This is a genomic window from Streptomyces sp. NPDC052079, assembly GCF_040680275.1.
Taxonomy (GTDB): domain Bacteria; phylum Actinomycetota; class Actinomycetes; order Streptomycetales; family Streptomycetaceae; genus Streptomyces.
Window position 1 is genome coordinate 380,054 of sequence record NZ_JBFAWL010000001.1, and the last position, 23,219, is coordinate 403,272.

Consider the following 23,219-nt stretch of genomic DNA (forward strand, 5'->3'; position numbering starts at 1 on the left):
TCCGGGATGTCACCCGTTCAACGGGTGAGGCATGCGCCACAGTGCCGCACACCACGCCGGCCCGGCCCGCAGTCAGCCCTCGGTGGCCTCCGAGGAGGGCGGATCGTCGTCACCCGGACGGGAGCGGACCTCGGTCGTGCACTTGTAGCGCCGCGGCCGGCCGGTGTCCGGGCCGCCCAGGATCACCGAGCCGTCGCTCTCGGCCGCCGCCGAGTCGGAGAAGGTGCACACGATCTGAGCCAGCGCGGACGAGGACAGACTCCCGGGCGCGGCGCTCAGCCGCAGCGTGTCCTCCGGGTCGCCGGGCCGCGGACCGCGCACCGTCGTCCCGGGCCGTACCCGCGTCGTGTACCCGGCCTCCCGCTCGGCGGCCGACGGCACCTCCGCCAACTCGTCCAGCAGCCCCTGCGCCACCAGCACCCGCCGCGCGTCCGCCGCCCCGTCCGGCACCCGTACCGTCCGGTCCACCGCCACCAGCGACGACCCGCACAGCAGGAACACCTGCACCGGCAGCCCCCGCACGGCCTGCGTCGACACCTCCGGCTCGGCCAGCGAGCAGCGCACCCGCGACGGCGCCGGACCGAAGTCGGTCGGCACCTCCGTGGCCCGGATCCCGCACCCGGTCAGCAGCACCCCGAGCACCCCGACGGCCAGCAGCCCCCGCCGCCCGCCGCGCAGGGCCGCACCCCGTACCGTCGTCCGCCGTACGTTCATCGGGCGTCCCCCTTGGCGCCTTCGCCCCCGGCGTCGCCGCTCTTCTCCGACGCATCCCGTGCGGACACGTCCCGCGGCAGCCGCAGCGTGAAGACGGCGCCGCCCTCGGGGGAGTTGGCCGCGGTGATCTCACCGCCGTGGATATGGGCGTTCTCCAGCGCGATGGACAGCCCCAGACCGCTGCCCTCGGAGCGCGGCCGGGAGGCACTCGCCTTGTAGAAGCGGTCGAAGACGTGCGGAAGGACCTCCTCCGGGATCCCCGGCCCGTGGTCCCGCACCTCGATGACCACCGTGCCCCCGTCCCCGACGCCCTCCGCGCCGCCCGCGCCCCCCGCGCCCTCCGTGCCTTCCGCACCTTCCGCGACGGATTCCCGCACCGCCACCCGCACCGGCGAACCGCCGTGCTTGAGCGCGTTGCCGATGAGGTTGGCCAGTATCACGTCCAGCCGGCGCGGATCGATCCGCGCGTGAATGCCGCGCTCGGCGTCCAGTTCCACCGCGTCCAGCCAGGCACGCGCGTCGATGCAGGCGGTGATCTGGTCGGCGACATCGACGTCGTCGAGCACCAGACGGGCGGTTCCCGCGTCGAAGCGCGTGACCTCCATCAGGTTCTCCACCAGGTCGTTCAGCCGCCGGGTCTCGCTCACCACCAGCCGTACGGCGGGCTGGATCATCGGGTCGATGCCGCCGCCCTCGAACTCGAGCTCCTCCTCCAGGACCTCCGTCACCGCCGTGATCGCGGTCAGCGGCGTACGCAGTTCATGGCTCATGTCCGCCACGAACCGGCGCGACGCCTCGTCCCGCGCGGCCATGTCGGCCACCCGCTTCTCCAGCGCCTCGGCGGCCTTGTTGAACGTGCGCGAGAGATCGGCCAGTTCATCCGTGCCCGACACCCTGAGCCGGGTGTCCAGCTTCCCCTCACCGAGCCGCCGCGCGGCCACCCCCAGCCGCTGCACCGGCTTCAGCACAGTCGTCGCGGCGGCGTGCGCGAGCAGCGCGGAACCTATCAGCGCGAGCGCCGTGGCGATCCCCAGCGACCAGGCCAGCGAGTTGAGGTCCTTGGCCTCCGGCTCCAGCGACTTCAGCATGTAGCCGGTCGGCCCGCCCCCGATCACCCGCGTCCCCGCCACCAGGTACGGGGTGTCGTCGTCGACCGTCCGCTGCCAGTACAGATGGTGCGGGGACGTGTTGTTCGACGTGATCTTCTGCCGCTCGGTGACCGCGTCGCGCAGCGAGACCGGCACGTCCTTCAGCGAAAAGCCGTTCAGCCCACCCGAACTGCCGTACACCGTCCGGCCGTCGGGATTCTCCGCCACCAGCAGCACGGTGAAACGCTGACTGCTCGTCGCCATCTGGCTCGCGGTGCGCTGCAGTTCGTCCTGGGTGGGATGCTCGGGCAGCGCGCCCGCCCGGTTCTGCATCTCCCGCTCGAAGTCCCGCAGCACCGCGTCCTGGGTGCGGGTCAGCACCGACTCACGGTTCAGCCAGTACGCGATGCCCGACGCGGACACCGCGGCGGTGAGCGCCACCAGCCCGAACACCACGACCAGCCGCAGCCGCAGGCTGGTGAAGCGCAGCCGTGACCAGACTCCCTTGCGCGCGGCGGACCAGCCGCCGGTCCCCCCTTGGTGCTCCTGTGTCACTGAGGCGGATCCAGCCGGTAGCCGACACCGCGCACGGTACGGATCAGCGTCGGGGACGACGGCACGTCCTCGACCTTGGCGCGCAGCCGCTGGACACAGGCGTCCACCAGACGCGAGTCGCCCAGGTAGTCGTGCTCCCACACCAGCCGCAGCAACTGCTGCCGGGACAGCGCCTGCCCCGGCCGCCGGCTCAGCTCCAGCAGCAGCCGCAGCTCCGTCGGCGTCAGCTGGAGGTCCTCGCCGTTCTTCGTCACCGTCATCGCCGAACGGTCGATGACCAGGCTGCCGAAGCTCGCCGAGTCGCTGGACTCCCGCTCGCCGCGCCGCAGCACCGCCCGGATGCGGGCGTCCAGCACCCGCCCCTGCACCGGCTTGACGACGTAGTCGTCGGCGCCCGACTCCAGGCCGACCACCACATCGATGTCGTCGTTGCGCGCGGTCAGCAGGATGATCGGCAACTGGTCCGTGCGCCGGATACGACGGCACACCTCGAACCCGTCGATGCCGGGCAGCATCACATCCAGCACGATCAGATCCGGCCGCTGCTCACGCAGCAGCTTCAGACCGTCCTCACCGCTGGCAGCGGTCGCCACCCGGTGACCCTGGCGCGTCAGTGAGAGCTCCAGGGCCGTGCGGATGGCGTCGTCGTCCTCGATCAGCAACAGGGAAGGCACGCGCTCATTCTGGCCCATGGAGGGCTCCCTGTTCGACCCGTGGGCGGCAGATGCCCATTGGGCCCGCATACGTGCCGCTACGTGCACGGACACTTGTGAAGAACCTGTGCCCCCGCGGTGCTCGACCCCTGTGACACGTCTGTGACAGTCAGCGGACACGGCCATGAAGGTCCCCCGGCAAGCTATTCGGCACAAGCACAACAGCAGGACAGAACACCGGAAGTCCACGACGGGGGGCGCGAGATGAACACGCTGCACAGCACCAGCACCAGCGCAGTGGTCACGCGTCTGCACGACGTGCACCGGGGTTCCGAGAAGTCCGGTGCGGCGGGCATGCGGGGGTGCGCCCGCGGCACCGGGCGTCAGCACACCACGATCATGACGGTGGTTGACGCATCCACGGGGGACACCGACGGGGGGAACGCGTACGGGGAGGGCTCGGGGGAGCGTCGCTCGCTGACGGAGGTGGAGTTCACCGCCTACGTCCAGGAGCGCCGCGCCTCCCTGTACGCCACCGCCTACCACCTGACCGGCGACCGCTTCGAGGCCGAGGACCTGCTGCAGAGCGCACTGTTCTCGACCTACCGGGCGTGGGACCGGATCAGCGACAAGGCGGCCGTCGGCGGATACCTCCGCCGCACCATGACCAACCTGCACATCAGCGCGTGGCGCCGCCGCAAGCTGAACGAGTACCCGACCGAGGAACTGCCGGAGACGGCCGGCGACACGGACGCGATGCGCGGCACCGAGCTGCGCGCCGTCCTGTGGCAGGCGCTCTCCCGACTGCCCGAGCTCCAGCGCACCATGCTGGTCCTGCGCTACTACGAGGGCCGCACGGACCCGGAGATCGCGGACATCCTCGGGATCAGTGTCGGCACGGTGAAGTCCAGCATCTGGCGGTCGCTCCGCCGGCTGCGCGAGGACGAGGTCCTCAGCTTCGGCCGTGACGAGGAGAACGCCTTCGGGGAGCTTGTCGCCTGAAGGTACGGGGGAAGCGGGGGGCCCTGGATCGGGGGATCCGGGGATTCGGGGGGACGGGTAACGGGGGACCTGCGGGGATGCCGGGGGGCGTCACCGTGGCAACGGGGGAAACGAGGGGGAGGCACCACGGGGGTCACGGGGGGGCCTCTGAGATCCGAGAGGATCGACGAGGGGATCCGGGGGGATCACGGGGGAGTACGGAGCAGCGGGACTGCGGAGGGCCGGGGGGCCCGCCCAGTCCCGCCGTTCGTGTGCGGCAGGCTTCGCAGGGCTTTGTCAGGCCCGGGCGGCCGTGCTCGTGCCCGTCGCCGTACGCCCGGCGACCGCCGCCGCCGCGAGGCGGCCCAGTGCCTCGTCCCGGTCGCACGCGTACGCGCCCAGCGCCGTCTGGCGGGCGATGATCGACCGCTCCAGCCGCATCAGCCGCCAGCCGCGGCGCAACAGGAACGGCACCGACTTGCGGCCCTCCTTGAAGTCCCGCAGGAAGCGGCGCCGGAAGGTCCGCACCGGGCCGCGGCTCAGACACAGCGCGTCGGCCAGCAGGCCCAGCTCGCGGCAGCGGCCGACGATCTCCGCGGCGAAGATCCCCTCCGCGATGAACAGCGGGGTCTCGCCGATGTCGACGCTCCCCTCGCCCGTACGGGCGCTCAGCGAGATGTCGTAGACGGGCACTTCAGTGCGACGCGTCCGGCACAGCCGCTCGATCGCGGCGACCGCGGCGTCCGCGTCCCAGGAGCCGGGATCGTCCCAGTCGATGTCCGACGTGCCCGCCACCAGGGGGAGGGTCGGGTCGTCGCCCTCCTTGTAGAAGTCGTCGAGGCGTAGCACCGGAAGGCCGGAGCGGGCCGCGAGAAGGGACTTGCCGGAGCCGGAAGGGCCGCAGAGCAGCACGACTCGCGCGGATATGGGCGACTGGGAACTCACGGGACACCAGTGTGAGGCATCGTTCGGGTGGCGTACGACCCCGCGGTACGGCTTTGAAGCGCGCGTCACATCTCCACTACGCTGCGCGTCGATCCGATCACTCAGCGAAGGCGACAGGTGGCACAGCGATGGCCCGACACAAGGCGCCCAAGACGCCGACCGCCCGACGCGCCCTGGCCGTCCTCGCGACCGCGGGAGTAGCGCTCGGGGCAGGCGCGACGACCGCTGCCGCCGCGGACTCCGAGGTGCCGCTCGACACCGGCCAGGTCGTGGACACCGTCGCCGACCTCAAGCCCAACCCGCTCGCCGGAACCGGCGTGGACCCGCTCGACAACGGCGTGCGCACGCAGGTCGCCGACTTCAAGGAGGTCGACTCCCGGGCGGTGACCGGCCCGGTCGCCCAGGCGCCGTCGGTCGGCGCCATCCCGGGCGCCGGACAGGCTACGGGCCTGCTCAGGGGCTGACGGGCCGGACACCCGAGGGCGGAGCGCCGCATCCCTCCCGGACGGAGGAGGGGTACGGCGCTCCGGTGTGGGGGGTGGCTCAGTAGGCGGAGCCCGACGCGCCCAGCGAACCCGTGGGGTGCCAGACCGTCTTGGTCTCCAGGAACGCCGTCATGCGGTCCGTGCCCGGGGTTGCCGCCCAGTTGTCCACAGGCTGTGGACGGAGGACGCGCTTGAGGTTGTCGGCTGCGGCGATCTCCAGCTCCTTGGCCAGCACCTCGTCGGCGCCCGCCAGGTCGATCGCGTTGACGTCCTGGTGCGCGGCGAGCGGGGCGGCGATCTCCGCCGTACGCCCGGAGAGGATGTTCACCACACCGCCGGGGAGATCGGAGGTGGCCAGCACCTCGCCCAGGGAGAGGGCGGGCAGGGGGGACTTCTCGCTCGCGACGACAACGGCCGTGTTGCCTGTCGCGATCACCGGGGCGATCACCGAGACCAGGCCCAGGAACGACGACTCCCGCGGAGCCAGCACCGCGACCACGCCCGTCGGCTCCGGCGAGGACAGGTTGAAGAACGGGCCCGCGACCGGGTTGCCGCCGCCGACCACCTGGGCGATCTTGTCGGTCCAGCCCGCGTACCAGACCCAGCGGTCGATCGCCGCGTCCACCTGCTCGGCGGCCTTCGACTTCGACAGGCCCTCGGCCTCGGCGACCTCACGGACGTACTGGCCCCTGCGGCCCTCCAGCATCTCCGCGACGCGGTAGAGGATCTGGCCGCGGTTGTACGCCGTCGCGCCGGACCATCCGCCGAACGCCTTGCGCGCGGCGACCACCGCGTCACGGGCGTCCTTGCGGGAGGACAGCGGGGCGTTGGCCAGCCACTTGCCCTTTGCGTCGGTCACCTCGTACACCCGGCCGCTCTCCGAACGCGGGAACTTCCCGCCGACGTACAGCTTGTAGGTCTTCAGTACGTTGAGTCGGTCAGACATCGAGGTACGCCTCCAGGCCGTGGCGGCCGCCCTCGCGGCCGAAGCCCGACTCCTTGTAGCCGCCGAACGGCGACGTCGGGTCGAACTTGTTGAACGTGTTGGACCAGATCACGCCCGCACGGAGCTTGTTCGCGACCGCCAGGATGCGCGAACCCTTCTCCGTCCAGATGCCCGCCGACAGGCCGTACGGGGTGTTGTTGGCCTTGGCGACCGCCTCGTCGGGCGTCCGGAAGGTGAGGACGGACAGGACGGGGCCGAAGATCTCGTCGCGGGCGACCGTGTGCGCCTGGGTGACGTTGGTGAAGAGCGTCGGGGCGAACCAGTAGCCGTTCTCCGGGAGTTCGCAGGCCGGGGACCAGCGCTCGGCGCCCTCCGCCTCGCCCAGGTCGGCCAGCGCCGTGATCCGGGCCAGCTGCTCGGCGGAATTGATCGCGCCGATGTCAGTGTTCTTGTCCAGCGGGTCGCCGAGGCGGAGCGTGGACAGACGGCGCTTGAGGGAGTCCAGGAGCTCGTCCTGGATCGACTCCTGGACCAGGAGGCGGCTGCCCGCGCAGCAGACCTGCCCCTGGTTGAAGAAGATGCCGTTGACGATGCCTTCGACGGCCTGGTCGATCGGGGCGTCGTCGAACACGATGTTGGCGCCCTTGCCGCCCAGTTCGAGCGTGACCTTCTTGCGGGTGCCGGCGACCGTACGCGCGATCTCCTTGCCGACGGCGGTCGAGCCGGTGAAGGCGACCTTGTTCACGTCGGGGTGGGCGATCAGCGCGGCTCCGGCGCGGCCGTCACCGGTGAGGATGTTGACGACGCCCTTGGGGAGCCCGGCCTGGCGGCAGATGTCCGCGAAGAAGAGGGCGGACAGGGGCGTTGTCTCGGCGGGCTTCAGGACCACCGTGTTGCCCGTCGCCAGCGCCGGGGCGATCTTCCACGCCAGCATCAGCAGCGGGAAGTTCCAGGGGATCACCTGGCCCGCGACGCCCAGCGGCTTCGGGTTCGCGCCGTAGCCGGCGTGGTCGAGCTTGTCGGCCCAGCCCGCGTAGTAGAAGAAGTGCGCGGCGACCAGGGGGAGGTCGGCGTCGCGTGTCTCCTTGATCGGCTTGCCGTTGTCGAGGGTCTCCAGGACGGCCAGCTCGCGGCTGCGCTCCTGGATGATGCGGGCGATGCGGAAGAGGTACTTCGCGCGCTCGGAGCCCGGCAGCGCCGACCACTTCTCGAAGGCCCTGCGGGCGGCCTTCACCGCGCGGTCCACGTCCTCCTCGGTGGCCTCGGCGACCTCCGAGAGGACCTCCTCCGTGGAGGGGGAGACGGTCTTGAATACCTTGCCGTCGGCCGCCTCGGTGAACTCGCCGTCGATGAACAGGCCGTACGACGAGGCGATGTCGACGATCGAGCGGGACTCGGGCGCCGGTGCGTAATCGAAAACAGGTGCCATGGTGATCAGTCCACCGTCACGTAGTCGGGGCCGGAGTAGCGGCCGGTGGCCAGCTTCTGGCGCTGCATCAGCAGGTCGTTCAGCAGCGAGGAGGCGCCGAAGCGGAACCAGTGGTTGTCCAGCCAGTCCTCGCCCGCGGTCTCGTTGACCAGCACCAGGAACTTGATGGCGTCCTTGCTGGTGCGGATGCCGCCGGCCGGCTTCACACCGACCTGGACGCCGGTCTGGGCGCGGAAGTCGCGGACCGCCTCCAGCATGAGGAGGGTGTTCGCGGGGGTCGCGTTGACGGCGACCTTGCCGGTGGAGGTCTTGATGAAGTCCGCGCCGGCCAGCATGCCGAGCCAGCTCGCCCGGCGGATGTTGTCGTACGTCGACAGCTCGCCGGTCTCGAAGATGACCTTCAGACGGGCGCTCGTCCCGCAGGCCTCCTTCACGGCGGTGATCTCGTCGTACACCTTCATGTAGTTCCCCGCGAGGAACGCCCCGCGGTCGATGACCATGTCGATCTCGTCCGCACCGGCGGCGACGGCCTCGCGGACGTCGGCCAGCTTCACCGCGATCGGGGCGCGACCGGCCGGGAAGGCGGTGGCGACCGACGCGACCTTGACGGTCGAGCCGGCGACGGCCTCCTTCGCCGTCGCCACCATGTCGGGGTACACGCAGACCGCCGCCGTGGCGGGGGTGGTGCGGTCGGTCGGGTCGGGGCGGACCGCCTTCGCGCCGAGCGCCCGGACCTTGCCCGGGGTGTCCGCGCCTTCCAGCGTCGTCAGGTCGACCATCGAGATGGCGAGGTCGATGGCGTACGCCTTCGCAGTCGTCTTGATCGAGCGGGTGCCGAGGGACGCGGCACGGGCCTCCAGGCCGACCGCGTCGACGCCGGGCAGCCCGTGGAGGAAGCGGCGCAGTGTGCTGTCGGACGCGGTGACGTCGCTGAGAGCGTTGGGTGCAGTGGTGGGCATGGTCACCAGACGAGCATATCTACGCGCGTAGCGGCTGTACAGCCCCGGGGGGCAGCTTGTGGGGCGGCTGTGGGGCGTCCTGTGGGGCGGCTTGTGGGGGCGGCTCCCGGCTCCGTCGCGTACCGGTCTGAGGCGTCGTGCAGAATCGGGGGCATGACGACCCCCGAGCGCCAGTCGCCTGACCCGGAGCCCTCGCAGCCCTCCGGGTCGGCGGCGCCCCAGTACCAGGACCGCATCTACCGCTCGCCCGCGGGCATCATCGGCGGTGTGCTGCTGCTCGCCATCATCGGCTGGCTCGGCGTCGACGCCGTGGTCGCCGGGGAGGGCCGCACCCCGTGGCTGTCGCTTGCCACGATGCTCCTGCTGGTCCCGCTCGTCGTCGCCTACACCCTGCGCCCCGCCGTCTACGTGAACGACGACCGGCTGCGCGTCCGCAACCCGTTCCGCGTGATCGTGCTGCCCTGGGGGCAGGTCGCCTCGCTGCGCTCCGGGTTCTCCAACGAGGTCGTCGACGACTCCGGTACCAAGTACCAGCTGTGGGCCCTTCCTGTCTCCCTGCGGGCCCGCAACAAGGCGGCCCGGCACGAGGCGCGCGTGGCCGCGCGGGCGGCTCGTGGTGAGAGTGGCGGGGGCGTCGGCCGGGGGGTTGTTCCCGAGGTGCCTCGGCAGGCCGAGAGCGACCGGGCCATGGCCGAGATGCGCGAGCTGCTCGAGCGGCGGCAGGACGCGGAGGCCGCGCAGGGCGAGGTGACCGTGCGGTGGGCCTACGAGATCGCGGGGCCGGCCGTTGCCGGGGCCGTGTTGCTGGCGGTTCTGCTGGCTGTGGGCTGAGTCGTCCTGAGCGGGGCGGGTGTCCGCCCCGCTCGGGGTTTCCTCAGATGCCCGCTGCCTCGGACAGATCCTGCTTGATCCTCTCGAGGAGCGCTGTCGCCCGGGTGCGGGCCTCCGGGAGGTCGGCCTTCGTCGCCACCGGGATCACCACCTCCAGGTAGCACTTCAGCTTCGGTTCCGTGCCGCTGGGGCGGACGACGACCCGTGCGCCGTCCAGTGTGTAGCGGAGGCCGTCCGTGGGCGGGAGCTTGTCCGTGCCCTGGGTGAGGTCCTCCGCCCAGGTGATGGGCAGGCCCGCCAGTTCGCCGGGCGGCTGTGCGCGCAGGCGGTGCATCGCGGAGGCGATCAGGCCGAGGTCCTTCACCCGGACTGAGAGCTGGTCCGTGGCGTGCAGCCCGTGCTCCAGGGCGAGGTCGTCGAGGAGGTCGAGGAGCGTACGGCCGCTCTCCTTGAGCTCGGAGGCCAGTTCCGTCAGGAGCAGCGCCGCCGTGATGCCGTCCTTGTCCCGTACGCCGTCCGGGTCGACGCAGTAGCCGAGGGCCTCCTCGTAGCCGTAGCGCAGGCCCTCGACCCTCGCGATCCACTTGAACCCGGTCAGGGTCTCCTCGTAGGGGAGGCCGGCCTTCTCGGCGATACGGCCGAGGAGGCTCGACGACACGATCGACTCCGCGAAGGTGCCGGTCGCTCCGCGGCGGACCAGGTGGGCGGCGAGCAGCGCGCCGACCTCGTCGCCGCGCAGCATGCGCCAGTCGGCGCCGTCCCTGACGGCCGCTGCGCAGCGGTCGGCGTCGGGGTCGTTCGCGATGACCAGGTCGGGGTTCGTCTCGCGGGCCTTCGCGAAGGCGAGGTCCATCGCGCCGGGCTCCTCCGGATTGGGGAACGCGACGGTCGGGAACTCCGGGTCGGGGTCGGCCTGCTCGGTGACGAGGACGGGGGCGGGGAAGCCTGCCCGCTCGAAGGCGGCGAGGAGGGTGTCCTTGCCGACGCCGTGCATGGCCGTGTAGACGGTGCGGGCGGTGCGGGGGGAGTCCTCGGCCAGGACCTGCGTGGTGCGGGCGAGGTAGGCGTCCAGGACGGTGTCGTCGAGGGTCTCCCAGCCTTCGGTGGGGCGGGGGACAGTGGTGAGGGACGCCACGGCGTCGATCTCGGCGGCGATCTCCGCGTCGGCCGGGGGGACGATCTGGGAGCCGTCGCCGAGGTACACCTTGTAGCCGTTGTCGCGGGGCGGGTTGTGGCTGGCGGTGACCTCCACGCCGGCGACCGCGCCGAGGTGCCGGATGGCGAAGGCGAGGACGGGGGTGGGGAGGGGGCGGTTGAGTACGGCCGCCCTCAGGCCGGCGCCGGCCATGACGGCGGCGGTGTCCTCGGCGAAGGTCTGCGACTTGTGGCGGGCGTCGTAGCCGATGACGACGAGGCCGTCGGTGTGGCCGTTCTTCTTGAGGTACGCGGCGAGGCCGGCGGCTGCGCGGATGACCACGGAGCGGTTCATGCGCAGGGGGCCGGCGCCGAGTTCGCCGCGGAGGCCGGCGGTGCCGAACTGGAGGGTGCCGCTGAAGCGTGCGGTGAGCTCGGCGTGGTCACCGGCGTCGATGAGTCGGGCGAGCTCCTCGCGGGTGTCCGGGTCGGGGTCCTCGGCGAGCCATGCCTGGGCCTGGGCGATGAGGGCGTCATCTTGCACGGTCGGTCAGCCTCTCGTTGAGTCGGGTACGCGTTGTGTGCCTGCGGGTGCGGTGTGGGCTTGGGTAGCGCCCACGGTGGGTGGGTGGTGCGGGGCCGGGCCGGGGGTGTCCGTCCTCGGACTGGCGCGACTGTGCCTGTTGGCGAAGCCGAGGCCGCGGACGCGCCAGCCACTGCGGGCGAACACCCCCACCCCGCCCCCTCCCCGCCGTAGGCGTGTCCGCGGGCAGTCGTGCCGCTGGGGCGGCGCCCCGTCCCCTCCCCGCCGTAGACGGCCCGTCGCTCCCGCGGCCCGCTGCCGCCACCCGCGGCCCACTGCCGCCACCCGCGGCCCACTGCCGCAATCCGCGGGCAGTCGTGCCTCCCCCAGTGCCTTAAGGGCCTGGGAGGTACCCCCAGGGCGGCACCGGTGGGCGCGACGGCACTCCGCTTGCGCCGGGCTGCGCGAACACCCCCCGGCCGGCACCCACGCGGGGCGCGCCGTACGGGGGCGTGCTGTACGCGGCTGCGGGCAGCCGGGCCGCCGCTCCCGCGATCCGCGGGCGGTCGTGCCGCTGGGGCGGCACGGGTGGGCGCGACGGCACTCCGCTGGCGCCGGGCTGCGCGAACACCCCCCGGCCGGCACCCACGCGGGGCGCCCTGCAGACGTCGGCTGTGCAACGCCCCCGGGCCGGCGTGCGCAGCGCGCGACCCGCCCCACGCCGGGTGACCAGTGGACCGGGGTCACATGGGCCCGGCCCGGATTGCGGAGCCGCGTGCCGGTGATGGTCGCCGCCCGCCGCCTACAGGCGACCGAGCACCTGCGCCAGCAGCGACCCCATCCGCGTAGCGGAGTCACGGCCCGCCTGGAGAACTTCCTCATGGTTCAACGGCTCACCCGTCATCCCCGCCGCAAGATTCGTGACCAACGAAATCCCCAGCACCTCCGCCCCCGCCTCCCGCGCGGCAATCGCCTCAAGAACCGTTGACATGCCGACCAGATCCGCCCCGATCACCCGGGCCATCCTGATCTCCGCCGGAGTCTCGTAGTGCGGCCCGGGGAACTGCGCGTAGACCCCCTCCTCCAGGCTCGCGTCGATCTCCTTGCACAGCGCCCGCAGACGCGGCGAGTACAGATCGGTGAGGTCGACGAAGTTGGCGCCGACGATCGGCGACGTGGCCGTGAGGTTGATGTGGTCGCTGATCAGGACCGGCTGCCCGGGGCGCATACCCGCCCGCAGGCCGCCGCAGCCGTTGGTCAGTACGACGGTCTTGGCGCCCGCGGCCACCGCCGTACGGACGCCGTGGGCGACGGCCGCGACCCCCCGGCCCTCGTAGTAGTGGGTACGGCCCAGGAAGACCAGGGCGCGCTTCGCACCGACGCGGTACGAGCGGATCTTGCCTCCGTGGCCCTCGACCGCCGGCGGCGGGAAGCCGGGCAGCTCGGTGACCGGGAACTCGGCCTCGGGAGTGCCGAGGGCCTCCACGGCCGGGGCCCAGCCGGAGCCCATCACGAGGGCGACGTCGTGGGTCTCGGCGCCTGTGAGTTCGCGCAGGCGCACGGCGGCGGCGTCGGCGGCGGCGTACGGGTCGCCCTGGATGTCGTCCGGAAGAAGAGAAGCGTTCACGCCGTTGAGGGTAGCCGGTATTCGCCTACGCGCGTAGATGTCCAAGGCGATGGGATGGCGATCGTTGTCTTGTCGTTTCCGACAAAGGGCCCTCAGCAGGGGCGTTTGCGCAGTTCCATCACATAGTCGTGGGGCGCGCCCGCGGACTCGGCCGCGTCGGCGATCTCGCCCAGGTAGCGGGCCGAGGGGAGGCCGCCCTCGTAGCTGTTGAGGACGTAGGTCCAGGCGGACTCCTCGCCGTCCAGGGTGTGCACGCGCACCCGTGTGCGCCGGTAGAGGTCCAGGCCGCCCGCCCCTTCCCAGCGGTCCAGGGACTCCTCGTCCATCGGCGCGATGTCGTAGAGGGCCACGAAAACCTGCTGGATCGGGTCCTCGACGAGGGTCGCGAGCGCACCCTCCCAGCCCATGTGCTCACCCCCGAACGTCAGCCGCCACCCGTTCAGCCAGCCGGTGGCGCGCAGCGGCGAGTGCGGTGCGCGGCGCGACATCAGCCGGGCGTCGAGGTTGCCGGCGTACGCGGCGTAGAGCGACATGGGGGGAAGGGTACGGCAGCCGGAACGACAGCCACTCCGTAACAGCGGGGCCACGGCTGAGCCCCCCGGGGCGGTCGCACGGTGAGGTGTGCGGGACAATGGAGTACGTGACTCGGATCGTGATCATCGGTGGCGGACCCGGCGGATACGAAGCGGCGCTGGTCGCCGCGCAGCTCGGCGCGGAGGTGACCGTCGTCGACTGCGACGGCCTGGGCGGTGCGTCGGTGCTCACCGACTGCGTGCCGTCCAAGACCCTGATCGCCACGGCCGAGGTGATGACCACCTTCGACTCGTCGTACGAGGAACTGGGGATCATCGTCGCCGACGACACCCCGCACATCGAGCAGGCCGCCCGGGTGGTGGGCGTGGACCTGGGCAAGGTCAACCGGCGGGTGAAGCGGCTCGCCCTCGCCCAGTCGCACGACATCACCGCATCGGTGACCCGGGCCGGCGCGCGAGTGCTGCGCGGGCGCGGGCGGCTGGAGGGCATGCAGGCGCTCGACGGATCGCGGAAGGTCGTCGTCCGCGCCGCGGACGGGACCGAGGAGACGCTCACCGCCGACGCCGTACTGATCGCGACCGGCGGGCACCCGCGGGAACTGCCGGACGCCCGGCCCGACGGCGAGCGGATCCTGAACTGGACCCAGGTGTACGACCTCGACGAGCTCCCCAAGGAGCTCATCGTGGTCGGATCCGGTGTCACAGGCGCCGAGTTCGCCGGCGCCTACCAGGCCCTGGGGTCCAAGGTGACGCTCGTGTCCTCGCGCGACCGGGTGCTGCCGGGCGAGGACCCGGACGCGGCCGCCGTGCTGGAGGACGTCTTCCGCCGCCGCGGCATGAACGTCATGGCGCGCTCTCGTGCGCAGTCCGCGAAGCGGGTCGGGGACCGGGTGGAGGTGACCCTCGCCGATGGGCGGGTCATCACCGGGTCGCACTGTCTGATGGCCGTGGGCGCCATCCCGAACACCGAGGGCATGGGCCTGGAGGAGGCGGGAGTCAGGCTGCGGGAGTCGGGCCACATCTGGACCGACAAGGTCTCGCGCACCACCGCCCCCGGCGTCTACGCCGCCGGTGACGTCACCGGAGTCTTCGCGCTCGCCTCGGTGGCGGCGATGCAGGGACGTATCGCCATGTACCACTTCCTGGGCGACACGGTGGCCCCGCTGAACCTCAAGACGGTCTCGTCGAACGTCTTCACCGACCCCGAGATCGCCACGGTCGGCTACTCCCAGGCCGATGTCGACAGCGGCAAGATCGACGCCCGGGTGGTGAAGCTTCCGCTGCTGCGCAACCCGCGCGCGAAGATGCAGGGCATCCGCGACGGCTTCGTCAAGATGTTCTGCCGTCCGGGCACCGGCATCGTGGTGGGCGGAGTCGTGGTGGCGCCGCGCGCCTCGGAACTCATCCACCCCATCTCGATCGCGGTCGACAACAATCTGACCGTGGAGCAGATGGCGAAGGCCTTCACCGTGTACCCCTCGCTGTCCGGCTCGATCGCCGAGGTGGCACGGCAGTTGCACACGCGGAAGTCGGGCGCGGAGGCCTGACGGCGGAAACCCGGGGCCCTATACCACTTGGTGTGGGGTGGTGCGAACAACTTCTGCTATTCAGCGCAAACTGCTGAAAGCAGACGGTCGCTGGCGTTACTGTCAGTTTCGTGTTCGCTGCAGAACGTCGCCAATTGATCCTCGAAATGGTGCGAGCGAACGGGGCCGTGTCGCTCCGTGAACTCGCCCGCGTCGTCCAGACCTCCGAAGTGACCGTACGGCGGGACGTGCGCGCGCTGGAGGCAGAAGGACTCCTCGACCGCCGGCACGGCGGTGCGGTACTTCCGGGCGGTTTCACGCGAGAGTCCGGTTTCCCGCAGAAGTCTCATCTCGCGACCGCCGAAAAGACCGCCATCGCCGACCTCGCCGCGAACTTCGTGGAAGAGGGCGAGGCCATCGTGGTCGGTGCGGGTACCACCACGCAGGAGTTGGCCCGCCGGCTCGCCCGGGTGCCCGGGCTGACCGTGGTCACCAACTCCCTCCTGGTCGCCCAGGCGTTGGCCCATGCCAACCGGGTGGAGGTCGTGATGACCGGCGGTACGCTCCGCGGTTCGAACTACGCCCTCGTCGGCAGCGGTGCCGAACAGTCCCTCCAGGGGCTGCGGGTGTCCCGTGCGTTCCTCTCCGGCAGCGGCCTGACCGCCGAGCGGGGGCTGTCCACGTCCAACATGCTGTCGGCGTCCGTCGACCGGGCGCTGGTCCAGGCCGCGGCGGAGGTGGTGATCCTCGCGGACCACACGAAGCTCGGTACGGACACGATGTTCCAGACGGTGCCTACGGATCTGATCACGCGGTTGGTGACGGACGAGCCGCCCGTGCATGACGATCGCGCGGGCACGGAGCTGCAGGCGCTGGCGGACCAGGGTGTGCAGATCGCTGTCGCGGGGGCGCCGGGGGGTACCGCGGGCGCGGGGGGTGACGGGCCGCCGTCGGCCCGCCAGCGCCGGGATGTGCCGCTTCCGGGGCCGCGGCGGCAGGGGCCGGGGTTGCGGGCGGCGGTGACGCTGGGGGCGGCGGAGCAGGGGGCTGAGCAGCGGGCGCGGGTGGCGGATCTGCGCCGCCGGTAGCCGCCGGCGGTGCGTGTGGGGTGGGCGGCCTTGATGCAACCGGCGCTTGCAGGTACGCGGGGTGGGCGTGGGCCGGGGGTGCCTTGATGCAACCGGCGCTTGCAGGTGCCCAGTGTGGGTGCGGGTGGGGGGTGTCTGCGCGCCCGGCGCCTGAACGCTGGCCGCGTGGGTGCCGGCCGGGGGTGGGTTGCGCAGCCCGGCGCAGGCGGGGTGCCGTCGCGCCCACCCGTGCCGCCGCAGCGGCACGACTGCCCGCGGAGGGCGGCAGTGGGCTGCGGATCGCGGTGGCGGGCCGCAGCCCGGCGCTGGCGGGGTGCCGTCGCGCCCACCCTCCCCCACTCTCGATTTCGCTCGAGCGGGTTGCCCCCATCGCCCTGGGGGTACCTCCCAGGCCCTTAAGGCACTGGGGAGGCACGACTGCCCGCGGATCGCGGCGGCATGGCCGCGGAAGCGGTGGCGGGGCGCGGAGGCGGCGGGGCGGGAGTGGCGGCGGGTCGTGGGTATGCCGCTGACGGCGGGGAGGGGTCGGGGCGGGGGTGTTTGTTCGCCCGCAGTGGCTGGCGCGTCCGCGCCGGTCAGCTCCATCGAGAAGCACAGTCGCGCCAGTCCGAGGACGGACATCCCCGACCCGGCACCGCACCACCCACCCGCCGTGGGCGCTACGCGCACCCCCGCCGGGGGAAAGCTGCGCCGCAGGCATCCGCCCACCACGCAGCCGCGCCCGAGCGTCAGTCCTTGATTTCGCAGATCGGCGCGCCGGACGTCACCGACGCCCCCACCTCCGCGCTCAGACCCTTGATCGTGCCCGACCGGTGCGCGTTGATGGGCTGCTCCATCTTCATGGCCTCCAGGACGACGACCAGGTCGCCCTCCGCGACCTCCTGCCCCTCCTCCACGGCGATCTTCACGATCGTGCCCTGCATCGGAGAGGCCAGCGTGTCGCCCGAAGCCACCGGCCCGGACTTCTTCGCCGCCCGCCGCTTCGGCTTGGCGCCCGCCGCCAGACCCGTACGGGCCAGGGACATCCCCAGTGACGCCGGCAGCGAGACCTCGAGCCGCTTGCCGCCGACCTCGACGACCACCGTCTCGCGGCCCGCGTCCTCCTCGGCGTCCGCGTCCACCGCTGCCGCGGCGAACGGCTTGATGTCGTTGACGAACTCCGTCTCGATCCACCGGGTGTGCACCGTGAACGGATCCGCCGAACCGGTGAGTTCCGGAGCGAACGCCGGGTCCTTCACCACCGCACGGTGGAACGGGATCGCCGTGGCCATGCCCTCGACCCGGAACTCCTCCAGCGCCCGAGCGGCCCGCTCCAGCGCCTCCTTGCGCGTACGCCCGGTGACGATCAGCTTCGCCAGCAGCGAATCCCACGCCGGACCGATGACCGACCCGGACTCGACACCCGCGTCCAGCCGCACACCGGGACCCGACGGCGGGGCGAACGTCGTGACCGTGCCTGGAGCCGGGAGGAAGTTGCGCCCCGGGTCCTCCCCGTTGATGCGGAACTCGAACGAGTGGCCCCGCAGCTCGGGGTCGTCGTATCCCAGCTCCTCACCGTCCGCGATGCGGAACATCTCCCGCACGAGGTCGATGCCCGCGACCTCCTCGGTCACCGGGTGCTCCACCTGAAGACGGGTGTTCACCTCCAGGAAGGAGATCGTCCCGTCGAGGCCCACGAGGAACTCCACGGTGCCGGCACCGACGTAACCGGCCTCCTTCAGGATGGCCTTGGACGCCGAGTACAGCTCGGCCACCTGCGCGTCGGAGAGGAACGGAGCCGGAGCCTCCTCGACCAGCTTCTGGTGCCGCCGCTGCAGCGAGCAGTCGCGCGTGGATACGACGACCACGTTGCCGTGACGGTCCGCCAGGCACTGCGTCTCCACGTGCCGCGGCTTGTCGAGGTAGCGCTCGACGAAGCACTCGCCCCGCCCGAACGCGGCAACGGCCTCCCGCACGGCCGAGTCGTACAGCTCCGGCACTTCCTCCAGCGTCCGGGCGACCTTCAGGCCACGCCCGCCGCCGCCGAACGCGGCCTTGATGGCGATCGGCAGCCCGTGCTGCTCGGCGAAGGCGACGACCTCGTCCGCGCCGCTCACCGGATCGGGCGTACCCGCCACCAGCGGAGCACCCGCGCGCTGGGCGATGTGCCGGGCGGCGACCTTGTCACCCAGATCGCGGATCGCCTGCGGCGGCGGGCCGATCCAGATCAGCCCCGCGTCCAGCACCGCCTGCGCGAACTCGGCGTTCTCGGAGAGGAAGCCGTAGCCGGGGTGCACGGCGTCCGCACCCGACTCACGCGCGGCCTTCAGCACCTTGTCCATGTCGAGGTAACTGGTGGCGGGAGTGTCACCGCCCAGGGCGAACGCCTCATCCGCGGCGCGGACATGCAGAGCGTCCCGGTCCGGGTCGGCGTAGACGGCAACGCTCGCGATTCCGGCATCCCGGCAGGCCCGGGCAACGCGGACAGCGATTTCGCCACGGTTGGCGATGAGCACCTTGCGCACGATTGAGGCTCCCTCCTTGAAACAAGCCGAGTTTAGGGACTGCCGACACGGCACTACGACCCGTCCCCTGTGGTGAGCTTGCCCACACGGAGCGTGATGCGAGGCTTGCTCGACCCGCGAAATCCCTTGTCACACCTCGGTACGCAGGACTCCTCCCGGAAACCCTAGCCGTCCTGTGTGTTCAAGGTCTCTGTAAGAGCGTGCTGCGGCCCACTCTGTTTCTTTGTGGAGTCCCTACGAATGGCCCAATGATTCTTTGCTCGCCGCCGGCCCCTTGTCCCGAGGTTTACCGGTTAGTAGCGTTCGCGTCGGCCCGAACATACTCGGGGTAACCACAGTCGTGCTCGGAAGTGGGTGGGGACCGGTGGTGCGCAGACCGGTGGCGTGGGTCGTGGCGCTCGTACTGTTCGCCGAGGGGCTCGGCATCGCGGCGGTGAACTGGTTCCTGGGCGTCGTCGTCGACCGGCAGGACATGTCGCTGGCGGGTCTCGACCCGCACATGATGTCGGTGTCGTCGAAGGCCGGCGGAGTCCTCTTCGGCCTCTACTTCGCGCTGTGCGGCCTGGTGGCCCTGCTGGTCGCGCTGCGCGACCGGGCACCGGCCGGCGTCGGCCGGATGCTGCTGATCAGCGCCGCGGTGGTGCACGGGCTGCTGGGCGCGTTCGCCTGGGGGCTGGTCGGCTGGACGGCGTTCCTGTACATGGTGGGCGTACTCGGCCTCGTCGTGCTGCTCCTGATGACGTACGACGGCCGACCGGACGAACCTGCCGACGCCGCATCGAAAGACGGCGCCGGCGGTCCTGGCACCCCTGGCGCCCCGGGCGGTACCGACGGCTCGCCGGTCACTCCTCCGGCGGCGCCCACAGCTCCGTGATGCCGACGCCCAGCTCGGCCAGCAGACGGCGGACAAGGGGCAGGCTGATGCCGATCACATTGCCGTGGTCGCCGGTGATGCCGTCGATGAAGGGCGCCGAGCGGCCGTCCAGGGTGAACGCCCCGGCGACGTGGAGCGGTTCGCCGGAGCGCACGTAGGCGGCGATCTCCTCGTCGGTGGGGTCACCGAAGTGGACGACGGTGGAGGCGGTGGCGGAGCTGTACCGGCCGCTGAGGGTGTCGTAGACGCAGTGGCCGGTCTGGAGTGTGCCCGCGCGGCCGCGCATGGCCTTCCAGCGGGCGGTGGCCTCCTCGGGGTCCGCGGGCTTGCCGAGGGCCTGGCCGTCCAGCTCCAGGACCGAGTCGCAGCCGATCACGAGCGCACCCTTGACCTCGGGCTTCGCGGCGACGACGGATGCCTTGGCCTCGGCCAGGGCGAGGGCCAGTTCGGCGGGGGTGGGGGCGGTGACCGCGTCCTCGTCCACCCCGCTGACGACCACCTCGGGGGCCAGTCCGGCCTGGCGGAGCAGTCCGAGCCGGGCGGGGGACTGGGAGGCGAGCACGAGGCGGCGGCGCAGGTGATCTGTCATGCGGTCAGCGTATCCACGTCACCCGGATGACTCACCTCACGCCGATCACGAGCATGGCGAGCACCATGGCCAGAGCCACCAGAACGCCCAGCCGCCGCAGCATCTCCTGCATGTCGCGCAGTTCTTTCGGCGGCTCGTTCTCGGGGTCGGACCACAGCATGCCACCAGCGTCGCGCCGAGCCGACGGACGGCGCCTGAGTACGCGTACTCAACTTGGCAGGGTGGAGACACGGGGCGAGCAGGGCCCAAGACGGGCCGTACCTCAGGTACGGCCCGTCGTCGTCACGCGCCCGGCCAGTACGTACGCGACCACGACGCCGGCCCCGGCTGCGGCAGCGGGTGGGCGGCGATGCGGGACGGGTCGGACCAGGAGTCACGGGGTGAGGGCGCGCCGGACGGCACGGCGGACGCCGCCGCGGCGCGCGCCCGGACCACCGCCAGTGCGGCGGCCAGCTCCTCCGGGGTCGGGTTGCCCCGTACGACCTTGATCACAACGGCTCCTTACAGGTCTCTACAGGGGGATGTTGCCGTGCTTCTTCGGGGGCAGGCTCTCGCGCTTGGTGCGCAGCTGGCGCAGCCCGCGGACGATGTGGCGGCGGGTGTCGGACGGCATGATCACCGCGTCGACGTAGCCGCGCTCGGCCGCCACATAGGGGTTGAGGAGGGCGTCCTCGTACTCCTGCATCAGCCGCGCGCGGGCCTCCTCCGGGTCCCCCGACTCGGCGATGGTGCGGCGGTGCAGGATGTTGACGGCGCCCTGTGCGCCCATCACCGCGATCTGGGCGGTCGGCCAGGCCAGGTTGAGGTCGGCGCCCAGGTGCTTGGAGCCCATGACGTCGTACGCGCCGCCGAACGCCTTGCGGGTGATCACGGTGATCAGCGGGACCGTGGCCTCCGCGTAGGCGAAGATCAGCTTGGCGCCGCGGCGGATGATGCCGTCGTGCTCCTGGTCCACGCCCGGCAGGAAGCCCGGGACGTCGACGAAGGTGATGACCGGGACGTTGAAGGCGTCGCAGGTCCTCACGAAGCGGGCCGCCTTCTCGGACGCGGTGATGTCCAGGCAGCCGGCGAACTGCATCGGCTGGTTGGCGACGATGCCGACGGGGCGGCCCTCGACGCGGCCGTACCCCGTGAGGATGTTGGGCGCGAAGAGCGGCTGGGTCTCGAAGAACTCGCCGTCGTCCAGGACGTGCTCGATGACGGCGTGCATGTCGTACGGCTGGTTGGCCGAGTCCGGGACGATCGTGTCGAGTTCGAGGTCCTCGTCGGTGACCGCCAGGTCCGCCTCCTCCGGGAAGGCCGGGGGGTCGGAGAGGTTGTTGGACGGCAGGTAGGAGAGGAGCTGCTTGACGTACTCGATCGCGTCCTTCTCGTCGCCGGCCATGTGGTGGGCCACGCCGGAGGTGGCGTTGTGGGTGCGGGCGCCGCCGAGTTCCTCGAAGCCGACGTCCTCGCCGGTGACCGTCTTGATGACGTCCGGGCCGGTGATGAACATGTGGCTGGTCTGGTCGACCATGATCGTGAAGTCGGTGATCGCGGGGGAGTAGACCGCGCCGCCCGCGCAGGGGCCGACGACCAGGCTGATCTGCGGGATCACTCCGGACGCGTGGGTGTTGCGGCGGAAGATCTCGCCGTACGCGCCGAGGGAGGCCACGCCCTCCTGGATGCGGGCGCCGCCGGAGTCGTTGATGCCGATGACCGGACAGCCGGTCTTCAGCGCGAAGTCCATGACCTTGACGATCTTCTGGCCGTAGACCTCGCCGAGGGCTCCGCCGAAGACGGTGAAATCCTGGGAGAAGACGGCGACCGGGCGGCCGTCGACGGTGCCGTAGCCCGTGACGACGCCGTCGCCGTAGGGGCGGTTGGCGTCGAGGCCGAAGTTGGTGGAGCGGTGCCGGGCGAACTCGTCCAGTTCGACGAAGGAACCCTCGTCGAGCAGGAGGTCGATCCGCTCACGAGCCGTCAGCTTGCCCTTGGCGTGCTGCTTCTCGACGGCGCGTGCGGAGCCGGCGTGCGTCGCCTCTTCGATACGACGCTGAAGATCCGCGAGCTTGCCCGCGGTCGTGTGAATGTCAGGCTGCTGCTCTTCCGGCTCGGACATCGGGATGCGGCTCCCTGCCTGCTCAAAAGGGGGGACGGTTACTCATCCGTAGCGTAGTGCGGGGCTTTCCGATCGGCAGTGCGGTGTTTCCCACACCTAGTGTGGGTTGCATGACGCCGCGAGATAACTCCGAACCCGGCTCCGAACCCGCCCGCAGCCGGTGGTCCGATTTGGACCGGCCTCCGCTCAATGCCTCCGTGCTGCGACGGGGGCTGGTGCGGGAGGGGACTCTGTGGCGGGAGGTGGACGTGGTGCAGCGCACCGGGTCCACCAACTCCGATCTGGTGGACCGGGCGGCCGGGGGTCAGCTGGAGGAGGGGGTCGTTCTCGTCGCCGAGGAGCAGACCGCCGCGCGGGGGCGCCTCGACCGGCGGTGGACGGCGCCGGCTCGCTCGGGGTTGTTCTTCTCCGTGCTGTTGCGGCCTTCCGAGGTGCCTGTGGCGCGGTGGGGCTGGCTGCCATTGCTCACCGGGGTCGCGGTGGCGACCGGGCTGTCGCGGGCCGCGGGGGTCGATACGGCGTTGAAGTGGCCCAACGACCTGCTGGTCACGGTCGGGGGCGAGGAGCGCAAGGCCGGGGGGATCCTGGCGGAACGGGCCGGGGACGACGGGGTGGTGATCGGGGTCGGGATCAACGTCAGCCTGCGGGCCGACGAGCTGCCGGTGCCCACTGCGGGGTCGCTCGCGTTGGCGGGGGCGGTGAGCACGGACCGGGATCCGCTGTTGCGGGGGATGCTGCGGTCGCTGGAGGAGTGGTACGGGCGGTGGCGGGCTGCGGGCGGGGACGCGGGGGCGTGCGGCTTGCAGGAGACGTATGCGGCGGGGTGCGCGACGCTCGGGCGGGTGGTACGGGCGGAACTGCCGGGGGACCGGTCGGTGGTGGGGGAGGCCGTGGCGGTGGACGGCGACGGGCGACTGGTGCTGGCCACGGAGTCGGGCGTGCAGGAGCCGGTGGGGGCGGGCGACATCATCCACCTGCGGCCCACGACGGGCACGGGCTGACGCCTGCGGCGCATCTGTGGGTGCGCCCACGCTGGGTGGGTGGTGCGGGGCCGGGTCGGGGTGTCCGTCCTCGGACCGGCGCGACTGTCTCTGTCGGTGGAGCTGACCGGCGCCGACGCGCCAGCCACTGCGG

General features: G+C 71.6%; 22 protein-coding genes. 7 read left to right on the forward strand and 15 right to left on the reverse strand.

Features of this window, described 5'->3' with window-relative positions:
* Positions 1–72 precede the first annotated feature (72 nt).
* The 3 genes from AB0L56_RS01895 to afsQ1 are packed head-to-tail and all read right to left on the reverse strand — an operon-like array spanning position 73 to position 3,031.
* Positions 73–714 (reverse strand): hypothetical protein, encoded by a 642-nt coding sequence (locus AB0L56_RS01895; RefSeq protein ID WP_365417836.1) that lies wholly within the window; start codon positions 712–714, stop codon positions 73–75.
* Entirely contained in the window at positions 711–2,357 is a 1,647-nt protein-coding gene (locus AB0L56_RS01900) for an ATP-binding protein (protein WP_365417838.1), read from the reverse strand. The genes AB0L56_RS01895 and AB0L56_RS01900 overlap by 4 nt, the downstream gene beginning before the upstream one ends.
* Complete coding sequence (gene afsQ1 / locus AB0L56_RS01905) at positions 2,354–3,031, reverse strand: two-component system response regulator AfsQ1 (protein ID WP_029394402.1); 678 nt, start codon at positions 3,029–3,031, stop codon at positions 2,354–2,356. Before afsQ1 ends, AB0L56_RS01900 begins: the two co-directional genes overlap by 4 nt.
* A 243-nt stretch (positions 3,032–3,274) precedes the next feature.
* On the opposite strand from afsQ1, the gene AB0L56_RS01910 reads away from it, so the two are divergent.
* Positions 3,275–4,012, forward strand: coding sequence for a SigE family RNA polymerase sigma factor (locus AB0L56_RS01910; protein ID WP_361021766.1), 738 nt, complete (start codon positions 3,275–3,277; stop codon positions 4,010–4,012).
* A gap of 276 nt (positions 4,013–4,288) precedes the next feature.
* Here AB0L56_RS01910 and AB0L56_RS01915 read toward each other — a convergent pair whose 3' ends face one another.
* Positions 4,289–5,005: a uridine kinase gene (locus AB0L56_RS01915; protein ID WP_365417842.1), complete on the reverse strand. Its 717-nt coding sequence runs from the start codon at positions 5,003–5,005 to the stop codon at positions 4,289–4,291.
* 59 nt (positions 5,006–5,064) lie between these two features.
* On the opposite strand from AB0L56_RS01915, the gene AB0L56_RS01920 reads away from it, so the two are divergent.
* Positions 5,065–5,400, forward strand: coding sequence for a hypothetical protein (locus AB0L56_RS01920; protein ID WP_365417845.1), 336 nt, complete (start codon positions 5,065–5,067; stop codon positions 5,398–5,400).
* Positions 5,401–5,479: 79 nt separating this feature from the next.
* Here the strand turns inward: AB0L56_RS01920 and AB0L56_RS01925 are convergent, their stop codons facing one another.
* Genes AB0L56_RS01925 through deoC form a run of 3 tightly spaced genes read right to left on the reverse strand, consistent with a single transcriptional unit; the run spans position 5,480 to position 8,755 of the window.
* A complete protein-coding gene (locus tag AB0L56_RS01925; protein ID WP_365417847.1) occupies positions 5,480–6,367 on the reverse strand; it encodes an aldehyde dehydrogenase family protein in 888 nt (295 codons plus the stop codon).
* On the reverse strand, positions 6,360–7,796 hold the full coding sequence (locus AB0L56_RS01930) for an aldehyde dehydrogenase family protein (protein ID WP_365417850.1): 1,437 nt from the start codon (positions 7,794–7,796) through the stop codon (positions 6,360–6,362). Before AB0L56_RS01930 ends, AB0L56_RS01925 begins: the two co-directional genes overlap by 8 nt.
* A 5-nt stretch (positions 7,797–7,801) precedes the next feature.
* Positions 7,802–8,755 (reverse strand): deoxyribose-phosphate aldolase, encoded by a 954-nt coding sequence (gene deoC / locus AB0L56_RS01935; protein WP_361022408.1) that lies wholly within the window; start codon positions 8,753–8,755, stop codon positions 7,802–7,804.
* Between the two features lie 153 nt (positions 8,756–8,908).
* Here deoC and AB0L56_RS01940 point away from each other — a divergent pair, with 153 nt between their 5' ends.
* Positions 8,909–9,586, forward strand: coding sequence for a PH domain-containing protein (locus tag AB0L56_RS01940; protein ID WP_365417852.1), 678 nt, complete (start codon positions 8,909–8,911; stop codon positions 9,584–9,586).
* Positions 9,587–9,629: 43 nt separating this feature from the next.
* On the opposite strand, the gene AB0L56_RS01945 is transcribed toward AB0L56_RS01940, so the two are convergent.
* From AB0L56_RS01945 to AB0L56_RS01955, 3 genes are all read right to left on the reverse strand, one after another.
* Positions 9,630–11,264 carry a phospho-sugar mutase gene (locus tag AB0L56_RS01945; RefSeq protein ID WP_365417855.1) on the reverse strand — a complete coding sequence of 545 codons (1,635 nt, stop codon included), beginning with the start codon at positions 11,262–11,264 and terminating at the stop codon, positions 9,630–9,632.
* A gap of 781 nt (positions 11,265–12,045) precedes the next feature.
* A complete protein-coding gene (locus tag AB0L56_RS01950) occupies positions 12,046–12,870 on the reverse strand; it encodes a purine-nucleoside phosphorylase (protein WP_361021786.1) in 825 nt (274 codons plus the stop codon).
* A 92-nt stretch (positions 12,871–12,962) separates the two neighbouring features.
* On the reverse strand, positions 12,963–13,403 hold the full coding sequence (locus tag AB0L56_RS01955; RefSeq protein ID WP_361021789.1) for a gamma-glutamylcyclotransferase: 441 nt from the start codon (positions 13,401–13,403) through the stop codon (positions 12,963–12,965).
* A gap of 98 nt (positions 13,404–13,501) precedes the next feature.
* Here AB0L56_RS01955 and AB0L56_RS01960 point away from each other — a divergent pair, with 98 nt between their 5' ends.
* A complete protein-coding gene (locus AB0L56_RS01960) occupies positions 13,502–14,950 on the forward strand; it encodes an NAD(P)H-quinone dehydrogenase (protein WP_361021792.1) in 1,449 nt (482 codons plus the stop codon).
* Positions 14,951–15,060: 110 nt separating this feature from the next.
* A complete protein-coding gene (locus tag AB0L56_RS01965) occupies positions 15,061–16,017 on the forward strand; it encodes a DeoR/GlpR family DNA-binding transcription regulator (protein ID WP_361021795.1) in 957 nt (318 codons plus the stop codon).
* A gap of 728 nt (positions 16,018–16,745) precedes the next feature.
* On the opposite strand, the gene AB0L56_RS01970 is transcribed toward AB0L56_RS01965, so the two are convergent.
* Entirely contained in the window at positions 16,746–18,521 is a 1,776-nt protein-coding gene (locus AB0L56_RS01970; protein ID WP_361021798.1) for a biotin carboxylase N-terminal domain-containing protein, read from the reverse strand.
* Positions 18,522–18,885: 364 nt separating this feature from the next.
* On the opposite strand from AB0L56_RS01970, the gene AB0L56_RS01975 reads away from it, so the two are divergent.
* Entirely contained in the window at positions 18,886–19,395 is a 510-nt protein-coding gene (locus AB0L56_RS01975) for a hypothetical protein (RefSeq protein ID WP_365417859.1), read from the forward strand.
* Here the strand turns inward: AB0L56_RS01975 and AB0L56_RS01980 are convergent.
* The 4 genes from AB0L56_RS01980 to AB0L56_RS01995 all read right to left on the reverse strand — a co-directional run bounded on the left by AB0L56_RS01980 (position 19,364) and on the right by AB0L56_RS01995 (position 22,085).
* Positions 19,364–19,984, reverse strand: coding sequence for a nucleoside triphosphate pyrophosphatase (locus tag AB0L56_RS01980; RefSeq protein WP_365417861.1), 621 nt, complete (start codon positions 19,982–19,984; stop codon positions 19,364–19,366). The two genes, AB0L56_RS01975 and AB0L56_RS01980, sit on opposite strands and share 32 nt — an antisense overlap.
* A 31-nt stretch (positions 19,985–20,015) precedes the next feature.
* Entirely contained in the window at positions 20,016–20,144 is a 129-nt protein-coding gene (locus AB0L56_RS01985; RefSeq protein WP_361021807.1) for a hypothetical protein, read from the reverse strand.
* Between the two features lie 122 nt (positions 20,145–20,266).
* Positions 20,267–20,476, reverse strand: coding sequence for an acyl-CoA carboxylase epsilon subunit (locus AB0L56_RS01990; protein WP_365417864.1), 210 nt, complete (start codon positions 20,474–20,476; stop codon positions 20,267–20,269).
* Positions 20,477–20,495: 19 nt separating this feature from the next.
* Positions 20,496–22,085, reverse strand: a complete 1,590-nt coding sequence (locus AB0L56_RS01995) for an acyl-CoA carboxylase subunit beta (protein WP_365417867.1) — start codon at positions 22,083–22,085, stop codon at positions 20,496–20,498.
* Positions 22,086–22,195: 110 nt separating this feature from the next.
* Between AB0L56_RS01995 and AB0L56_RS02000 the strand changes: the two genes are divergently transcribed.
* A complete protein-coding gene (locus AB0L56_RS02000; protein WP_365417870.1) occupies positions 22,196–23,086 on the forward strand; it encodes a biotin--[acetyl-CoA-carboxylase] ligase in 891 nt (296 codons plus the stop codon).
* Positions 23,087–23,219 lie beyond the last annotated feature (133 nt).

Bases quoted from the DNA above. Each gene is read 5' to 3' on its own strand.
- AB0L56_RS01895 (WP_365417836.1), bottom strand. From the start codon at position 714: ATGAACGTACGGCGGACGACGGTACGGGGTGCGGCCCTGCGCGGCGGG.
- AB0L56_RS01910 (WP_361021766.1), top strand. From the start codon at position 3,275: ATGAACACGCTGCACAGCACCAGCACCAGCGCAGTGGTCACGCGTCTG.
- AB0L56_RS01920 (WP_365417845.1), top strand. From the start codon at position 5,065: ATGGCCCGACACAAGGCGCCCAAGACGCCGACCGCCCGACGCGCCCTG.
- AB0L56_RS01925 (WP_365417847.1), bottom strand. From the start codon at position 6,367: ATGTCTGACCGACTCAACGTACTGAAGACCTACAAGCTGTACGTCGGC.
- AB0L56_RS01930 (WP_365417850.1), bottom strand. From the start codon at position 7,796: ATGGCACCTGTTTTCGATTACGCACCGGCGCCCGAGTCCCGCTCGATC.
- deoC (WP_361022408.1), bottom strand. From the start codon at position 8,755: ATGCCCACCACTGCACCCAACGCTCTCAGCGACGTCACCGCGTCCGAC.
- AB0L56_RS01940 (WP_365417852.1), top strand. From the start codon at position 8,909: ATGACGACCCCCGAGCGCCAGTCGCCTGACCCGGAGCCCTCGCAGCCC.
- AB0L56_RS01955 (WP_361021789.1), bottom strand. From the start codon at position 13,403: ATGTCGCTCTACGCCGCGTACGCCGGCAACCTCGACGCCCGGCTGATG.
- AB0L56_RS01960 (WP_361021792.1), top strand. From the start codon at position 13,502: ATGGAGTACGTGACTCGGATCGTGATCATCGGTGGCGGACCCGGCGGA.
- AB0L56_RS01980 (WP_365417861.1), bottom strand. From the start codon at position 19,984: ATGACAGATCACCTGCGCCGCCGCCTCGTGCTCGCCTCCCAGTCCCCC.
- AB0L56_RS01985 (WP_361021807.1), bottom strand. From the start codon at position 20,144: ATGCTGTGGTCCGACCCCGAGAACGAGCCGCCGAAAGAACTGCGCGAC.
- AB0L56_RS01995 (WP_365417867.1), bottom strand. From the start codon at position 22,085: ATGTCCGAGCCGGAAGAGCAGCAGCCTGACATTCACACGACCGCGGGC.
- AB0L56_RS02000 (WP_365417870.1), top strand. From the start codon at position 22,196: ATGACGCCGCGAGATAACTCCGAACCCGGCTCCGAACCCGCCCGCAGC.